This is a genomic window from Roseateles sp. GW821-FHT09H11, from assembly GCF_059415845.1.
Window position 1 is genome coordinate 155,085 of the sequence record NZ_JBWKOA010000002.1, and the last position, 15,417, is coordinate 170,501.

The 15,417-nt window shown below is 68.7% G+C and carries 12 protein-coding genes; 7 read left to right on the top strand and 5 right to left on the bottom strand.

The genetic code is table 11. The annotated features are described in order from the left end of the window. Positions 1-10 precede the first annotated feature (10 nt). The 3 genes from AC07PR_RS07780 (at position 11) to AC07PR_RS07790 (ending at position 2,683) form a co-directional block, all read left to right on the top strand. Positions 11-697, top strand: coding sequence for a riboflavin synthase subunit alpha (locus tag AC07PR_RS07780; RefSeq protein WP_377153146.1), 687 nt, complete (start codon positions 11-13; stop codon positions 695-697). Positions 698-1,179: 482 nt separating this feature from the next. Next, positions 1,180-1,566, top strand: coding sequence for a hypothetical protein (locus AC07PR_RS07785; protein ID WP_377153148.1), 387 nt, complete (start codon positions 1,180-1,182; stop codon positions 1,564-1,566). Positions 1,567-1,732: 166 nt separating this feature from the next. Continuing rightward, positions 1,733-2,683, top strand: coding sequence for a CsgG/HfaB family protein (locus AC07PR_RS07790; protein WP_377153150.1), 951 nt, complete (start codon positions 1,733-1,735; stop codon positions 2,681-2,683). 181 nt (positions 2,684-2,864) lie between these two features. Here the strand turns inward: AC07PR_RS07790 and AC07PR_RS07795 are convergent, their stop codons facing one another. Both AC07PR_RS07795 and acnA read right to left on the bottom strand, forming a co-directional pair. Continuing rightward, positions 2,865-3,287: a YciI family protein gene (locus tag AC07PR_RS07795; protein WP_495134943.1), complete on the bottom strand. Its 423-nt coding sequence runs from the start codon at positions 3,285-3,287 to the stop codon at positions 2,865-2,867. 165 nt (positions 3,288-3,452) lie between these two features. After that, positions 3,453-6,182 carry an aconitate hydratase AcnA gene (gene acnA, locus AC07PR_RS07800; protein WP_495134944.1) on the bottom strand — a complete coding sequence of 910 codons (2,730 nt, stop codon included), beginning with the start codon at positions 6,180-6,182 and terminating at the stop codon, positions 3,453-3,455. Positions 6,183-6,533: 351 nt separating this feature from the next. Between acnA and AC07PR_RS07805 the strand changes: the two genes are divergently transcribed. The 4 genes from AC07PR_RS07805 to AC07PR_RS07820 all read left to right on the top strand — a co-directional run bounded on the left by AC07PR_RS07805 (position 6,534) and on the right by AC07PR_RS07820 (position 10,833). After that, on the top strand, positions 6,534-7,874 hold the full coding sequence (locus AC07PR_RS07805) for a class I SAM-dependent methyltransferase (protein ID WP_495134945.1): 1,341 nt from the start codon (positions 6,534-6,536) through the stop codon (positions 7,872-7,874). Between the two features lie 282 nt (positions 7,875-8,156). Next, positions 8,157-9,035, top strand: coding sequence for a flagellin N-terminal helical domain-containing protein (locus AC07PR_RS07810; protein WP_377153158.1), 879 nt, complete (start codon positions 8,157-8,159; stop codon positions 9,033-9,035). Positions 9,036-9,152: 117 nt separating this feature from the next. Continuing rightward, on the top strand, positions 9,153-10,133 hold the full coding sequence (locus AC07PR_RS07815) for a hypothetical protein (protein WP_495134946.1): 981 nt from the start codon (positions 9,153-9,155) through the stop codon (positions 10,131-10,133). A 112-nt stretch (positions 10,134-10,245) separates the two neighbouring features. Beyond that, positions 10,246-10,833 carry a PAS domain-containing protein gene (locus AC07PR_RS07820; RefSeq protein WP_495134947.1) on the top strand — a complete coding sequence of 196 codons (588 nt, stop codon included), beginning with the start codon at positions 10,246-10,248 and terminating at the stop codon, positions 10,831-10,833. A 51-nt stretch (positions 10,834-10,884) separates the two neighbouring features. On the opposite strand, the gene garD is transcribed toward AC07PR_RS07820, so the two are convergent. From garD to AC07PR_RS07835, 3 genes are all read right to left on the bottom strand, one after another. Next, on the bottom strand, positions 10,885-12,453 hold the full coding sequence (gene garD / locus AC07PR_RS07825; RefSeq protein WP_377153166.1) for a galactarate dehydratase: 1,569 nt from the start codon (positions 12,451-12,453) through the stop codon (positions 10,885-10,887). 82 nt (positions 12,454-12,535) lie between these two features. Beyond that, a complete protein-coding gene (locus AC07PR_RS07830; RefSeq protein WP_495134948.1) occupies positions 12,536-13,891 on the bottom strand; it encodes an MFS transporter in 1,356 nt (451 codons plus the stop codon). 86 nt (positions 13,892-13,977) lie between these two features. Beyond that, on the bottom strand, positions 13,978-15,417 hold the full coding sequence (locus tag AC07PR_RS07835) for an aldehyde dehydrogenase family protein (RefSeq protein WP_495134949.1): 1,440 nt from the start codon (positions 15,415-15,417) through the stop codon (positions 13,978-13,980).

Genomic DNA, 15,417 nt, shown 5'->3' on the forward strand with positions numbered 1-15,417 from the left:
GAGGCCCGCCATGTTCACCGGTATCGTCCAAGGCATCGCGCAGGTCGCCGCCATCACCGACAGGGAAGGCCTGCGCAGCTTCACGCTCGACTTCCCCGAGGGCTTCTGCCAGGACCTGGAGATCGGCGCGTCCGTCGCCTGCGACGGGGTCTGCCTGACCGTCACCGCCCTGAAGGGCGATCACGAGGCCGACTTCGACGTGATGCTCCAGAGCCTGAACCTCACGGCGCTGGGGCAACTGGGCGTCGGCGGCCGGCTCAACGTCGAGCGCGCCGCCAAGGAGGGCGCCGAGATCGGCGGCCACCCGCTGTCGGGCCACGTCGATTTCATGGCGAAGGTCGAGTCGATCCGCCGCCCCGCCAACAACCACGTGATCCGCATCGCCGTGCCGGCGCCGTGGATGCGCTACATCTTCGCCAAGGGCTACATCGCCGTGAACGGCGCCAGCCTGACGGTGGCCGAGGCCGGCCGCAACGCCGACGGCTCGGGCTGGTTCGAGGTCTGGCTCATCCCCGAGACGCTGCGCATGACCACCTTCGCCGACAAGGGCGAGGGCGCGCCGCTGCACATCGAGATCGAGCGCCAGACGCAGGTGATGGTGGATACCGTCCGGGACGCCGTCGCCGAGAAGATCGGCGCGCTGATGCCGGCGCTGAAGCTGTTCGCGCAGGAGCGGGGCCTGGACCTCGACGCATAGGCCGCGCGGTCGGCGGCACGGTCGGCGGGCTCGCCATCGCGAGGTCGACGCATAGTCGATGTCCCCGCATTCGCCATCCCTACAACACCAGATGACCTAAGTCATGCGCGCGGCGCGGAGCGCCCGCGCGTCGACTGAACGAAAGTCCCCGCGGCCCCTCCGGCCGCGCGCGGACCGCGGCCCCCGGGAGGGGCGCCGCCGACTTTTCCCCGTGTCCATCGGCCCTCGCGACGCTCCCCGCCAAGCCGCGCCGTTGCTCGCTTTGCCGGGGGCAGGCCTTGCCGTGCGGTGTGCGTCGACAGCAGGCCGTGCGACGTGTGGAACGCAGGCGTGGCGGATTGCGCAATCCGCCATCCCGTCAACGTGGGAGGCGCCCGTACCACCACGATGGGGGCCTCGCTTTTTCGCCGGGAGGCGCCTAACAATCCGCGACATTCCTTTGAAATCGTTGGATTTCGGTACACACGCGTTAGGGGAAACGAATGTTGGCCAGAGGCCTGATGGTTGCCGGATTGCTTGCCGCCTCGATCGCGGCGCTTGCCCAGGTGCCTTACGTGTTCAGCTACAACCCGGGCCCGTCCCGCGGCACGAAATGGATGGCCAAGGCCTCCGACGGCAACGCCGAAGGCGCGGCCTCGGTGGTCTCGTCCTCGCCGCGTCCGGTGTGGGCGCGGGTCTGCTACACGATCGGCCCCTCGGACAGCACCGTGTCGGTCTACACCCAGACCCGCAATGAAGAGGCGCGCGCGTTCGAGATCGCCTGGGGCGGGTGCAGCGACGTGTTCGGTACCAGCATCTGGATCGGCAATCCGCACGGCCAGCCGGTCGGCGGCTATTACGGCGTCGCGCCGGCCACGCCCCTCGATTGATCCCTGAGTTCCCGGCTCCGTCCGGTCGGGTCCGGGCGGGGCATTGCGTCCGTTGCCCGCGTCCTTGTCGTCGCCAGCAGTCGCTCGCTGTTGCTTGTTGTCGCTCGTTCTTGTTGCTCGTTGTGAGACGTCGTCCCGGACGTCGTTAGAAAACCTGGAGGATTCCATGCTTGCCACTTCCCCTCTCGTCTCCTCGTCCAGCCTCGTGCTGAAGTCCGCCCTGATGCTGTCCCCGCTGCTGCTGGCCGGTTGCCTGGCCACCGCGCCGACGATGGGCGAGAACAAGGGCACCGTCTCCGGCGCCGCCGGCGGCGCGACCGCCGAGAACCAGAACAGCAAGCTCGAGCATTGCGACGAGACGCTGGGCACGCTGGCCATCTTCGAAGACACCAACGCCCCGTGGTGGTCGCAGCTGCGCGACCGCCAGCTGGGTTCGACCACGCCGGTGCTGCGCCTGATGGTCCAGCAGTCCAACTGCTTCGTGATCGTGGAACGCGGCCGCGCCTTCGCCAACATGGAACGTGAGCGCGCGCTGATGCAATCCGGCGAAGTCCGCTCGGGCAGCAACTTCGGCCAGGGCCAGATGGTCGCCGCCGACTACACGATGAGCCCCGAGATCCAGTTCTCCGGCAAGACCGGCGGCGGTGGCGGCGGCATCGGGACCGGCGCGATCGGCCTGCTCACCGCGGTGGCGGCCAACGTCAGCACCAACGAGGCGTCCACGACGCTGCTGCTGGTGGACAACCGCTCCGGCGTGCAGATCTCCGCCGCGGAAGGCACGGCCAAGAACTTCGACTTCGGCTTCGGCGGCGCGAGCTTCTTCGGCAATGCGGCGATCGCCGGCGGCGCCTACGGCAAGACGCCGCAGGGCAAGGTCATCGTGACCGCGTTCGCGGACTCGTACAACCAGATGGTCAAGGCGCTGCGCAACTACAAGGCGCAGCAGGTCAAGGGCGGGCTGGGGACCGGCGGCCGCCTGGGCGTGCAGGGCGGTTCGACCGCGGCGTCCAAGGAAGTCGACCAGGCCGCCACGCCCGCGAAGGCGGCACCGAAGCCGGCCGCCAAGCCGGCGGCGAAGAAGCCCGCAACCACCACGACGCCGCCGACGACGAAGTGATGCGTTGAGGGAGTGCGGGGGGGTCGGGAGACCGCCCAACTGCGCTACGCCAAGCGCGGGCTCTCCACGCAGCAGGGGGCGTCCCTCCGGGAACCCCCAGCAGCATTCCGGCCCCACCTGCAGCTGCTGACGGCCCCGTTTTTGGGGCCGTGGCGAGCGGGGTAGGGCTTTGCTTTTGCCTCTATTGCTTCTGGATGTCGGCGCGCAGGCGCTCTTCCTGCTCGCGCAGTTCAGGCGTGAAGGCCTCGCCGAAATCCTCGGCTTCGAAGATCTGGCGGATTTCGATGTCGGACTCGGTCATCTGCGGGTTGGGGCACTTCTTGACCCACTCGATGGCCTCCTGCAACGAGGCGCATTGCCAGATCCAGTAGCCGGCGATCAGCTCCTTCGTTTCTGCGAAGGGACCGTCGATGACCTGGCGTGCCTTCCCGGAGAAACGCACCCGCGCGCCCTTGCTTGTCGGATGCAGCCCTTCGCCGGCGAGCATCACGCCGGCCTTCACCAGCTCCTCGTTGTACGCGCCCATCGCGGCAAGCAGTTCGGTGCTGGGCATCTCGCCCGCTTCGCTGTGCTCGTCCGCCTTGACGATGACCATGAATCGCATGTCGGTCTCCTGATGCAGTCCTGAAAATGAAAGAGGGTGGACGAACCATTGAACGAATGGCGCGTCTCACCCTCATGACGTTCGGCGGGCACCGCTTTCGACATGGTCGACAGCGGCCCCGCCGTTCTTTTCAGTGGCGGATCGATGGGTTCCGCGGTCGCCCGATCACGCGGCCAGCAGTTGGCGCAGCACGTAGGGCAGGATGCCGCCGTGGCGGTAGTACTCGACCTCGATCGGCGTGTCGATGCGCAGGATCAGCGGGACGCGGCGCTCCGGCGCGACGCCGTCGGCCGCACGGATCACCAGCGTCGCCTCGGACTGCGGCTTGATCTCGTCGCCGAGCTGGATGTCGATGACCTCGTCGCCCTTCAGTCCCAGCGATTCCCAGGAGTCGCCCGGGCGGAACTGCAGCGGCAGCACGCCCATGCCGACCAGGTTGGAGCGGTGGATGCGTTCGAAGCTCTTGGCCACGACCGCGCCGATGCCCAGCAGCTGCGTGCCCTTGGCCGCCCAGTCGCGGCTGGAGCCGGTGCCGTATTCCTCGCCGGCGAAGATCACCGTCGGCGTGCCGGCGGCGATGTAGCGCATCGCGGCGTCGTAGATGAACATCTTCTCGCCGCCCGGCTGGAACAGCGTCAGGCCGCCTTCCTCGCGCGCGCCGTCGAGCTTGGCCGGGATCATCAGGTTCTTGATCCGGACGTTGGCGAAGGTGCCGCGCATCATGACTTCATGGTTGCCGCGGCGCGAGCCGTAGCTGTTGAAGTCGGCCTTGAGCACGCCCTGCGCCTTGAGGTAGGCGCCGGCGGGCGAGACCTCCTTGATCGAGCCGGCCGGGGAGATGTGGTCGGTGGTGATGGAGTCGCCGAACAGCGCCATGATCCGCGCGCCCTTGACGCCGACTTCCTGTGCCTCGGGGATCTGCGTGAACTTGCCGAAGAAGGGCGGCTGCGCGATGTAGGTGCTCTTGGGCCAGCCGTAGACCTGGCCGGTGCTGCCCTTGATCTTCTCCCACAGCTTGCCGGGCTCCGACTTGACCTTGCCGTAGTTGGACCGGAAGGCGTCGGGGTTGAGCGCCAGCTTGAGCAGCGCATGGATCTCGTCGCTGGTCGGCCAGATGTCGCCCAGGTAGACCGGCTTGCCGCCCGTGCCCAGACCGACCGGCTCGGTCATCAGGTCGCGCGTCACGTTGCCGGCGATGGCATACGCGACCACCAGCGGCGGGCTGGCCAGGAAGTTGGCCTTGATGTTGGGGTGGATGCGGGCCTCGAAGTTGCGGTTGCCCGACAGCACCGCGGCGCAGACGAGGTCGTTGCCGGTGATTGCCTCGTTGATCTCGGGCGTCAGGTCGCCGGCGTTGCCGATGCAGGTCGTGCAGCCGTAGGCGGCCACGGAGAAGCCCAGCTTCTCCAGGTAGGGCAGCAGGCCGGCGTTCTGCAGGTATTCGGTGACGATGCGCGAACCCGGCGCCAGCGACGTCTTGATGTGCGGCTGGACCTTCAGGCCCGCCTCGACCGCCTTCTTGGCCAGCAGGCCGGCGGCGAGCATCACGCTCGGGTTGGACGTGTTGGTGCAGGACGTGATCGCGGCGATCAGCACGTCGCCGTTGAAGATGTCCAGCCCCTTCTGCGTGCCGCCGAGCGGGAAGGACTTCGGCAGCTTGTCGACGGGTTGGTTGAACCCGTTCTCCGCGACCGGCTTGGTGAACAGCGAGGCGAAGGTCTTGGCCAGGTCGGTGATGACGATGCGGTCCTGCGGGCGCTTCGGGCCGGCCAGCGACGGCACCACGGTGCCCAGGTCCAGCGAGACCACCTGGCTGAAGCGGATGTCGCCCGCCTTGGGGACGCCGAACAGGCCCTGCGCGCGGAAGTAGCTCTCGAAGGTCTCGATCTCGTCGGCCGTGCGGCCGGTGCCCTTGAAGTAGTCGATGGTGCGCTCGTCGACGGGGAAGAAGCCCATCGTCGCGCCGTACTCGGGCGCCATGTTGCCGATGGTGGCGCGGTCCGGGACGGTCAGCGAGGCGGTGCCCTCGCCGAAGAACTCGACGAACTTGCCCACGACCTTGGCCTTGCGCAGGATCTCGGTCACGGTGAGCACCAGGTCGGTGGCGGTGACGCCCTCGCGCAGGCGGCCCGACAGCTCGAAGCCGACGACGTCCGGCGTCAGGAAGTAGACCGGCTGGCCGAGCATGCCGGCCTCGGCCTCGATGCCGCCGACGCCCCAGCCCACCACGCCGACGCCGTTGATCATCGTCGTGTGGCTGTCGGTGCCGACCAGCGTGTCGGGGTAGTAGACGGTGTCCGCGCCGCTGCCGGTCTTGTGCACGCCGCGGGCCAGGTATTCGAGGTTGACCTGGTGGACGATGCCGAAGCCGGGCGGCACGACGCCGAAGGTGTCGAAGGCCTGCATGCCCCACTTCATGAACTCGTAGCGCTCGCGGTTGCGCTCGAACTCCAGCTTCATGTTCAGGTCCAGCGCCTTCGGGCTGCCGAAGTGGTCGATCATGATCGAGTGGTCGACGACCAGGTCGACCGGCACCAGCGGCTCGATCGTCTTGGGATCCTTGCCCTGGGCCTTGGCGACGTTGCGCATCGCGGCCAGGTCGGCCAGCAGCGGCACGCCGGTGAAGTCCTGCAGCACCACACGGGCGACGACGAAGGGGATCTCCTCGTTGCGGGGCGCGTTGGGCTGCCAGTTGGCGAGCTGCTCGACATGCTCCGCGGTCACGCGCTTGCCGTCGCAGTTGCGCAGCACCGATTCGAGCACCAGCCGGATCGAGACCGGCAGCTGGTTCACGTTGGGGAAGCGCTCGGCCAGCTTGGGCAGCGAGTAGTACTTGCCGCTCTTGCCGGACGCGGTCTTGAAGCTGGCGACGGTGTTGGCGAATGCATGGGGCATGGCTGACTCCTTGGCTTGGGGGTCCTGGCGCGCTCCTGGCCGTCGAGGAGGCGGGACGGTTTCTCTTCGGTCGGATGGGGATGGGATATCGGGGCTGATTGTGGCCTCGGGCGGCGGGCTTGTGATGACTCCTTCGGGCGAGCTTGTGCGAGGGCGCAACGACCCCTCGCGAGGCCCCCGCCGGAGGGGAGCGGGCATGCGGCTTGCATCAATGTCCCCAGTCCGGGCGGGGGGTGAGGCATTGGCTAACATCGCCGGGGACTTCCAGGCCGCCGGCACCCTGGCCGACAAGAACTGACCCCGGGGCGCTTCCGACCAACATTCTTTCGTAGCTTTCCGGACGAGGAATCCATGGATCAGGAACTGTTGTCGCCCACCGCCAGCGCCGCCCCCCGCGCGGCCGAGGTGATCCCGGAGGTCGCCGGCGCGCCGCCGCTGCCGCCGGCCGGGCTCACGCTGCTGCAGCGTCTGTTTTCCGCCTACCCCGGCAGCATGGGGCTGCGGCTCGGGCACTGGTCGACGCGGCTGGGCCGGCAGGCGCAGCAGCCGGCCGAGTTCACGCTGGTGCTGAACGACCCCACCGCGCTGCGGCGCCTGCTGCTCGGCCGCGACCCCTTGCGGTTCGCCGAGGCCTACTTCACCAGCCAGATCGACGTCGAAGGCGATTTCTTCGCCGCGCTCCAGCTCAAGGACCACCTGCCGGACCTGACGCTCTCCTGGAGCGACCGCCTGCGCCTGGCCGTGCGGCTGCTGGCCCCGCCGCCGCCCGCGACCGACGCCGAGCTGCGTTCGGGCGGTGTGCGCCGCCACACGCGCGCCGAGAACAAGGCGGCGATCGCCTTCCATTACGACCTGTCCAACGACTTCTATGCGTTGTGGCTGGATCCGGCGATGGTCTATTCCTGCGCCTACTACGAGACCGACGACACGGCGCTGGCCCAGGCCCAGTGGTCCAAGCTGGATCACATCTGCCGCAAGCTGCGGCTGCAGCCCGGCGAGGAACTGCTGGACATCGGTTGCGGCTGGGGCGCGCTGGTGATGCATGCGGCGCGACATTACGGCGTGAAGGCCACGGGCATCACGCTGTCGGAACGCCAGCTGGCGCTGGCCCAGGAGCGCGTCGCCGCGGCCGGGCTGCAGGGGCAGGTGGAGGTCCGCCTGTGCGATTACCGCGACATGACGGGACAGTTCGACAAGATCTCCAGCGTCGGCATGTTCGAGCATGTCGGGCTGAAGAACCTGCCGACCTATTTCGCGAGTGTGAACCGGCTGCTCAGGCCGGCGGGCCTCTTCCTCAACCATGGCATCACCCATGAGGAGGAGGGGTGGGGGCAGGCCTTGTCGTCGAAGTTCATCAACCGCTATGTGTTCCCCGATGGCGAACTGGACCGGGCGAGCAACGTGATGCGGGTGATGGAGCAGGAGCAGTTCGAACTCCACGACGTCGAGGCGCTGCGCATGCACTACGCGAAGACGCTGCGTGCCTGGGTCGCGAAGCTGGAGGAGGGGCACGACCAGGCGCTCCAGTACGTGGACGAAGCGCACTACCGGATCTGGCGTCTCTACATGGCGGCCTCGGCGCTGGAGTTCGAGACCGGCGAGCTGGGCCTGTACCAGATCCTGGCGAGCAAGCGTGATGGTGGCCCGGCCCCCGTGCCGTTGACGCGCCGCTACATGTACGACGCCCGCTGACCGCATTCCCAAGGCCCGAGGTCAACGTGCGCTTGTGGGGCCGGAATGGTGCTGGGGGTCCCTGGAGGGGCGCCCCCTGCACCGTGGAGTGCCCGCCGCCAGGCCTCCCGAAGTTTTCCCGGAGCTCGACCAGGTCCCCACCCCGAGCCCCCCCGAAGTTTTTTTCCACAACCCATTTAAGTCCCCTCACCCCCCGGTCGTCCTGTGAGTGGGAGGGCAGCTCAAGCCCTTCGATCAACGAAGCGCCCCCGCGCTTGCCCACACTCTCAAGGAGCGAACACCATGTTGAGCCTGCACACCAATGCCTCGGCCCTGTCGACCCAGAACTCGCTGAGCTCGACGCAGAAGAGCCTGGCCACGTCGATGACCCGTCTGGGGACCGGCTTCCGCGTCAACTCCGCGATGGACGACGCCGCCGGCCTGCAGATCGCCACGCGTCTGGATGCCCAGACCCGCGGCATGGCCGTGGCCCAGCGCAACACGCAGAACGGCATCTCGATGCTGCAGACCGGTGAAGGCGCGCTGAACGAAGTCAGCAACATCCTGCTGCGCATGAAGGACCTGGCCACGGAAGCCTTCTCGGCCTCCTCGACCGCGACCGACAAGACCGCGATGCAGGGCGAGTACGACGCGCTCGGCACCGAACTGACCAACATCGTCAAGAACACGTCCTTCGGCGGCACGCAGCTGTTCTCGGACGGCACGACCATCGACGGCACGCTGGGCAAGATGTCGGCTGCGATGAGCTTCCAGATCGGCGCCTCGGCCGGCGAATCGATGTCGGTGGACGTCAGCACGCAGCTGACCGCGCTGACGACCGCGCTGGGCACCGTCTCGACCCAGTACAACGCCACGCCGGCTGCCGGCACGGAACTGTCGGCCACGACGAACACGCTGCTGACCACCATCGGCGGCGCGATCGACAAGGTCGGTGAACTGCGCGCCTCCTTCGGTGCCGCGGCCAACCGCCTGGACCACGTCTACAACAACCTGCAGAACATGAGCACCAACACGGCCGCCGCCAAGGGCCGGATCATGGACACGGACTACGCGGCCGAGTCGTCGACGATGACGACCAAGCAGATGCTGATGCAGTCGGGCACGGCGATGCTCAAGCAGAGCAACAGCATGTCCGGCCTGGTCATGTCGCTGCTGGGCTGATGACCGCGGGGCGCGCCGCGCGGCGCGTCCGACGACATCGACGCGAGGGCTGGACGGCAACGTCCGGCCCTTTCCTTTTTCAACGGCAGCCGGAACGGCCGCACGAGGCGGGGGCACATGGCGGGATCGACATCGAATGCCGGCGCGGTCGGCGGCGTGAGCGGCATCGGCGCCGTCGGGCGGCTGCAGGCGTCGCTGCGCGATGTCGGCGGACTGACGCCCGGCGCGGTGCTGCGTCTGTCCGGCGGCGGCGACCGCAACGGTGGCGGATCTGGATGGCGGCTGGAGTCGCTCGACAGCGGCGAGATCATGACGCTGATCGAGCCGCCGCTGGACGACCTGCTGCCGGGCGACCAGGTGCTGCTGCGCGTGCGGGCGGTGGTGCCGCGGATGGAGCTCGAAGTGATCGAGCGCCGGCGGGATCCCGCCAACGTCGGTGCAGGTTCCCCCCACGCCGGGCCTGCCGGGGGGGGTGGCGATGGTGCAATCCCCAGCGCCTGGGGGCAGCTGTCCGCCTTGCGGGTGGACCTGGCGCAATGGCGGCGGCAGCTCTTGACCGCGATCGTCGAGACCCCGCTGGCGCGCACGCCGGCCGGATTGGTGTCGGCCTGGACCCTGGCGCTGGCGCACGGCCAGGTGCCCGTGGGACCGGGCGGTGAGCCGCTGTGGCTGCTGCCGATTCCCTATTGGATCCGGCGAGAGGGCCGGGACCCTGGCGACCCGCCAGCGCGGCCTGCCGGCACCGGATCGTCGGCCCGCCATGACGACGCGCTGCATGCGCCAGCCGCATCCGCGCCCGGCGAGGAGCCCGCGCTGAGTCTCCTGCTGCGCTGGCGCGGAGAGGCGGTCGGCCTGCAGCTCCAGGGCACGCGCGCGGCGCTGGCGCTGACGGTCCTGGCCGAGCACGACCACGTGCTGACGGCGCTGCGCGGCGAGTTGCCGCGCGTGGTCGCGGCGCTGGTGCGGGCGGGCTTCCGTCTGCGCCGCCTGGGCTGGCGCAGGCAGCCCCTGTGGGTGCCGGTGGATCCGTCGCCGCCGATGCGTTCTGACGCGACCTTGCTGACGGCGGCGGCCGAACTGGTGACGGCGCTCGGATAGACCGATGGGCTGTCAAGGCTGGCCTGGGCGGTGTGGCGCGCCGGCAGCGTTACCCGCCTTGAGGGGGAACGTGCGTTGACCGGCCTCCGGTCGGCGCGCAAGATGCCTCGTCATGGGGATCCGTCATGACGAAGTCAGGAACTGGCGGACGGCGGTCGAGCAGGGCGCCTTCGGCGTCTGGGACTTGAACCCGCCGCTGGAGCTGGTGCATTACTCGCCGCGCTGGAAGGAGCACCTGGGCTTTCCGCATCCGGACCAGCCCGACAGCACGGCGTTCTGGCGCTGCCGCGTCCATCCCGAGGACCTCGAGCCGATGATGCTGTCCTTGCGGGCGCACTTCGACGGCTTCACCGACACCTACGAGCAGCGCTTCCGCCTGCGCAGCAACGGCTCCGGCTATCGCAGCGTGCTGTCGCGTGGCCGGGTGGTGCAGCGCGATCACCGTGGCAACGTGCAGCGGATGCTGGGCACGATGGTGGACCTGACGGTGCGGCCGTTCACGCCGTATCAGGATCGCTCCCTGGGCGAGCATCAACCGATCGGCGCGCTGGGCTGCACGCCGTTCCATGCGCTGCTCGCGTTGAGCCGCGCGGAGGCCGCGGCGCATGAGCCGCTGCCGGACGATGACACGGGACAGCTGCTGGACCAGTTGGCGGAGATCCTGGCGGTGTCGTTCAGGCAGGTAACGGCGGTGCCCTGAGTCGACCCTCGCCCCGAGCCTCTCCCGCAAGCAAGAGAGGGAGAACCCACCTCAAGTCACCGGCGCCGGATTGAACAGCACCAGCGCGTTGTGCAGCTTGTGGTGTTCCGCCCACGTCTTGCGGCCTGAGGCCACATCGAGCATCAGCCGGAACATCTCCCAGCCCATTTCCTGGATGGACTTCTCGCCATCGGCGATCTGGCCGGCGTTGATGTCCATCAGGTCGTGCCAGCGGCGCGCCAGGTCGCTGCGCGTCGCGACCTTGATCACCGGGCATTCCGCCAGGCCGTAGGGCGTGCCGCGGCCCGTCGTGAAGACATGCAGGTTCATGCCCGCGGCCAGCTGCAGCGTGCCGCAGATGAAGTCGCTGGCCGGCGTGGCCGCGTAGATCAGCCCCCGCTGCTCGCGCGTCAGCTTGTTGCCCGGCGACAGCACGCCCGAGATCGCCGAGCTGCCGCTCTTCACGATCGAGCCCATCGCCTTCTCGACGATGTTGGACAGCCCGCCCTTCTTGTTGCCCGGCGTCGTGTTGGCGCTGCGGTCGACGCTGCCGCGCTCCAGATACGCGTCGTACCAGGCCATCTCGCGCACCATCGCCTCGGCCACCTCCGGCGTGCTCGCGCGCGAGGTCAGCTGCGCGATGCCGTCGCGCACCTCCGTGTTCTCGCTGAACATCACCGTCGCGCCTGCGCGCACCAGCAGGTCGGCACAGAAGCCCACCGTCGGATTCGCGGTCACGCCGGAGAACGCATCGCTGCCGCCGCACTGCACGCCGACCACCAGCTCCGACGCCGGCACCGTCTCGCGGCGACGCTGGTTGAGGCGCTCCAGATGGACGGTCGCCTGCGTCATCACCGAATCGATCATCGACATGAAGCCGACGTGCTTCGCATCCTGCAGGCAGACGACGTCGAGCGCCTCGGGAGTCGCGGACTCGCCGCGCTGATCCGCGATCGGGATCACGCCCGGCGGCATCAACCGCTCGGGCTGCAGCTTCTCGCAGCCGAGGCTGACGACCATCACCTCGCCGCCGAAGTTCGGGTTGAGGCTGATGTTGCGCACCGTGCGGATCGGGATCACCGCGTCCGGCGCGTCGATCGCGACGCCGCAGCCGTAGGTGTGCTCCAGGCCGACGACGTCGTCGACGTTCGGGTACTTCGGCAGCAGCTCACGCTTGATGCGGTCCACCGCGAACTCGACCACCCCCGACACGCATTGCACCGTCTGCGTGATCGCCAGGATGTTGCGCGTGCCCACCGAGCCGTCCGCGTTGCGGTAGCCCTGGAAGGTGTAGCCCTCGAGCGGCGCCTGCGCGGGCGCCTTCACCGTGGCCATCGGCAGGCCCTCGAGCTCGCGCGCCGGCGGCATGCGCAGCAGGCGCTCGTGCACCCAGCTGCCGGCCGGGATGTCCTGCAGCGCGTAGCCGATCGGCACGTTGTAGCGCAGCACCGCCGCGTCGGCCGGCAGGTCGACCAGCGCGACCTTGTGGCCCTGCGGCACGTGGTTGCGCAGCACCAGCCCGGAGGCCAGCACCGTGCCCTCGGGCAGTCCGCCGTCGTTGGCCACGATGGCGACGTTGTCGGCCTCGTGGATCTGGATGGTCAGCGGGGAGGTGATCATGGCGGTGTCCTGGGTCGATGCAACCTGGGGAAATGGGGGGAAGGGCGAGGGCGCGGTGCTCGGCGCCCTCGCGTCCGGACGTTCAGACGGGCTTCAATTCGACGCGCTTGATCTCGCCGACGATGAGCAGATAGCTTGCCACCGCGATCAGCGCATGCGCGCCGACGAACACCAGCGCGCCGTTGAACGACTTCGTCGTCTGCACGATGTAGCCGATCACGATCGGCGTCACGATGCCGGCGACATTGCCGAAGGTGTTGAACAGCGCGCCCGACAGGCCGGCGATCTCCTTGGGCGAAGTGTCCGACACCACCGCCCAGCCCAGCGCGCCCAGGCCCTTGCCGAAGAAGGCCAGCGCCATGATGCCGACGACGACGGCCTCGATGCCCACGTAGTTGCACGCGATCATCGACGTCGACAGCAGCATGCCGACCACGATCGGCAGCTTGCGGGCGAAGGTCAGCGAATGGCCGCGGCGCAGCAGCCAGTCCGAGATCACGCCGCCCAGCACGCCGCCGGCGAAGCCGCAGATCGCGGGCAGCGCCGCGACGATGCCGGCGTTCAGCAGCGACATGCCGCGCTCCTTCACCAGGTAGATCGGGAACCAGGTCAGGAAGAAATAGGTCAGCACGTTCACGCAGTACTGCGCGATGTAGACGCCCATCAGCATGCGGTTGCCCAGCAGTTGCTTCAGGTAGCCGAGCTTGGGTCCCGACGCGGTCTTGGCCTTGCCGCCGCCGGACAGCAGCGCGCCGCCGGACTCGATGTGCTCGCGCTCCGCGGCCGTGATGGTCGGGTGGTCGGCGGGACTGTTGTGCATCGTGCGCATCCACACCACGCTCATCACGATGCCCAGCGCGCCCATGAAGTAGAAGACCTCGGACCAGCCGATCGCGTGCACGATCCACGCCATGATCGGCGCGAACAGCACGGTGGCGAAGTACTGCGCGGAGTTGAAGATCGCCGACGCCGTGCCGCGTTCCTTCACCGGGAACCAGGCGGCGACCATGCGGCCGTTGGCGGGGAAGGAGGGCGACTCTGCCAGGCCGACCATCAGCCGCATCAGGAACAGCGCCGACACCGCCAGCGGCAGGCCGAACAGCATCGCGTCCATGCCCATGTGGTGCACGCTGCCCTGCAGCATGGTGAACAGCGACCAGAGCAGGATGCTCCAGGCGTAGACCTGCTTGGCGCCGAACTTGTCGAGCAGCCAGCCGCCGGGCAGCTGACCCAGCACGTAGGACCAGCTGAAGGCCGAGAAGATGAAGCCCATCTGGACCGCGTCGATGCCCAGTTCCTTGGACAGGACGGGGCCGGCGACGCCGACCGTGGCGCGGTCCGCGTAGTTCAGGACGGTGACGGCGAAGATCATCGCCAGCACGCCGAAGCGCGCGCGGCCGATGCCGGCCGCGGCCGAGGAGGAGAGGGATAACTGCATGTTGTCTCCGGATCGTATCGAGGGCCGGTCTGCGCCGGCTTGCCTGTCGGAAAAGCCCGGGGTCGGGCTTGGAATCAGGGGCGTACTCAGGCTTGCGTGTAAGCCGTCTTCACCGTCGTGTAGAACTCGGCGGCGTAGCGGCCCTGTTCGCGCGGGCCGTAGCTCGACGACTTGCGACCGCCGAAGGGCACGTGATAGTCGACGCCCGCCGTCGGCAGGTTGACCATCACCATGCCGGCCTGCGCGTGACGCTTGAAGTGCGTCGCATGCTTCAGCGAGGTCGTCGCGATGCCGGTGGCCAGGCCGAACGGCGTGTCGTTGGCCAGGTGCAGCGCCTCGTCGTAGTTCTTCGCCTTGATCACGCTGACCACGGGGCCGAAGACCTCTTCCTGGTTGATGCGCATGGACGGCGCGGTCTCGGTGAACAGCGCCGGCGTCAGGTAGAAGCCGGGCGCGCCCGCGCTGCTGCTGGCCTGCGCTTGGCCGCCGGCGGCGAGCGTCGCGCCTTCCGCCTTGGCGATGGCGATGTACTCGAGGTCCTGCGCGAGCTGGCGCTCGTCGACGACCGGGCCGATGTCGGTGCCGGCCTTGCGCGCGTCGTCGACCTTCAGTGTCTTCATGCGCTCGACCATCGCGGCGACGAAGCGGTCGTGGATGCCTTCGGTCACGATCAGGCGCGAGGACGCGGTGCAACGCTGGCCGGTCGAGAAGAAACCGCTGTTGATCGCGGCCGCGACGGCGACGTCGAGGTCCGCGTCGTCCAGCACGACGAACGGATTCTTGCCGCCCATCTCCAGCTGGAACTTGGCGCCGCGCGCGACGCAGGCCGCCGCGACGCGCTGGCCGGTGGCGACGCTGCCGGTGAAGCTGATGGCGTCGACGCCGGTGTTCTCCAGCAGTTCGGCGCCGACCTCGGAGCCGCGGCCCATGACGAGGTTGAAGACGCCGTCGGGCAGACCCGCGCGCTTGAGGATGTCGGCGATCGACCAGGCCGAGCCGGGCACCAGGTCGGCCGGCTTGAGCACGACGCTGTTGCCGAAGGCGAGGGCGGGCGCGATCTTCCACGCGGGGATCGCGATGGGGAAGTTCCACGGCGTGATCAGGCCGACGACGCCGATGGGCTCGCGCGTCACCTCGACGCCGACGCCGGGTCGCACGGAGGGCACGACCTCGCCGCCGACGCGCAGCGCCTCGCCGGCGAAGAACTTGAAGATGTTGCCGGCGCGCACGACTTCGCCGATGGCTTCGGGCAGCGTCTTGCCTTCCTCGCGGGCGAGGAGGTCGCCGAGTTCGGCGCGGCGCGCGAGGATCTCGGCGCCGGCCGCGTCCAGCACGTCGAAGCGCTGCTGCGGCGTGGCCAGGCTCCACTTGCCGAAGGCGTTGCGCGCGGCGGCGATGGCGGCGCGGGTCTGCGTCACGTCGGCCTGGGCGTATTCGCCGACCACGTCGCGCGTGTCGCTCGGATTGATGTTGCGGGAGGCGCGGGGGCCGTCGACCCACTCGCCGTTGATGAGGTTCTTGAACAT

Excerpts from the sequence above, each read along its gene's own strand:
- AC07PR_RS07780 (WP_377153146.1), top strand. The coding sequence starts at position 11 with ATGTTCACCGGTATCGTCCAAGGCATCGCGCAGGTCGCCGCCATCACC.
- AC07PR_RS07785 (WP_377153148.1), top strand. The coding sequence starts at position 1,180 with ATGTTGGCCAGAGGCCTGATGGTTGCCGGATTGCTTGCCGCCTCGATC.
- AC07PR_RS07790 (WP_377153150.1), top strand. The coding sequence starts at position 1,733 with ATGCTTGCCACTTCCCCTCTCGTCTCCTCGTCCAGCCTCGTGCTGAAG.
- AC07PR_RS07795 (WP_495134943.1), bottom strand. The coding sequence starts at position 3,287 with ATGCGATTCATGGTCATCGTCAAGGCGGACGAGCACAGCGAAGCGGGC.
- acnA (WP_495134944.1), bottom strand. The coding sequence starts at position 6,182 with ATGCCCCATGCATTCGCCAACACCGTCGCCAGCTTCAAGACCGCGTCC.
- AC07PR_RS07805 (WP_495134945.1), top strand. The coding sequence starts at position 6,534 with ATGGATCAGGAACTGTTGTCGCCCACCGCCAGCGCCGCCCCCCGCGCG.
- AC07PR_RS07810 (WP_377153158.1), top strand. The coding sequence starts at position 8,157 with ATGTTGAGCCTGCACACCAATGCCTCGGCCCTGTCGACCCAGAACTCG.
- AC07PR_RS07815 (WP_495134946.1), top strand. The coding sequence starts at position 9,153 with ATGGCGGGATCGACATCGAATGCCGGCGCGGTCGGCGGCGTGAGCGGC.
- AC07PR_RS07820 (WP_495134947.1), top strand. The coding sequence starts at position 10,246 with ATGGGGATCCGTCATGACGAAGTCAGGAACTGGCGGACGGCGGTCGAG.
- garD (WP_377153166.1), bottom strand. The coding sequence starts at position 12,453 with ATGATCACCTCCCCGCTGACCATCCAGATCCACGAGGCCGACAACGTC.
- AC07PR_RS07830 (WP_495134948.1), bottom strand. The coding sequence starts at position 13,891 with ATGCAGTTATCCCTCTCCTCCTCGGCCGCGGCCGGCATCGGCCGCGCG.
- AC07PR_RS07835 (WP_495134949.1), bottom strand. The coding sequence starts at position 15,417 with ATGTTCAAGAACCTCATCAACGGCGAGTGGGTCGACGGCCCCCGCGCC.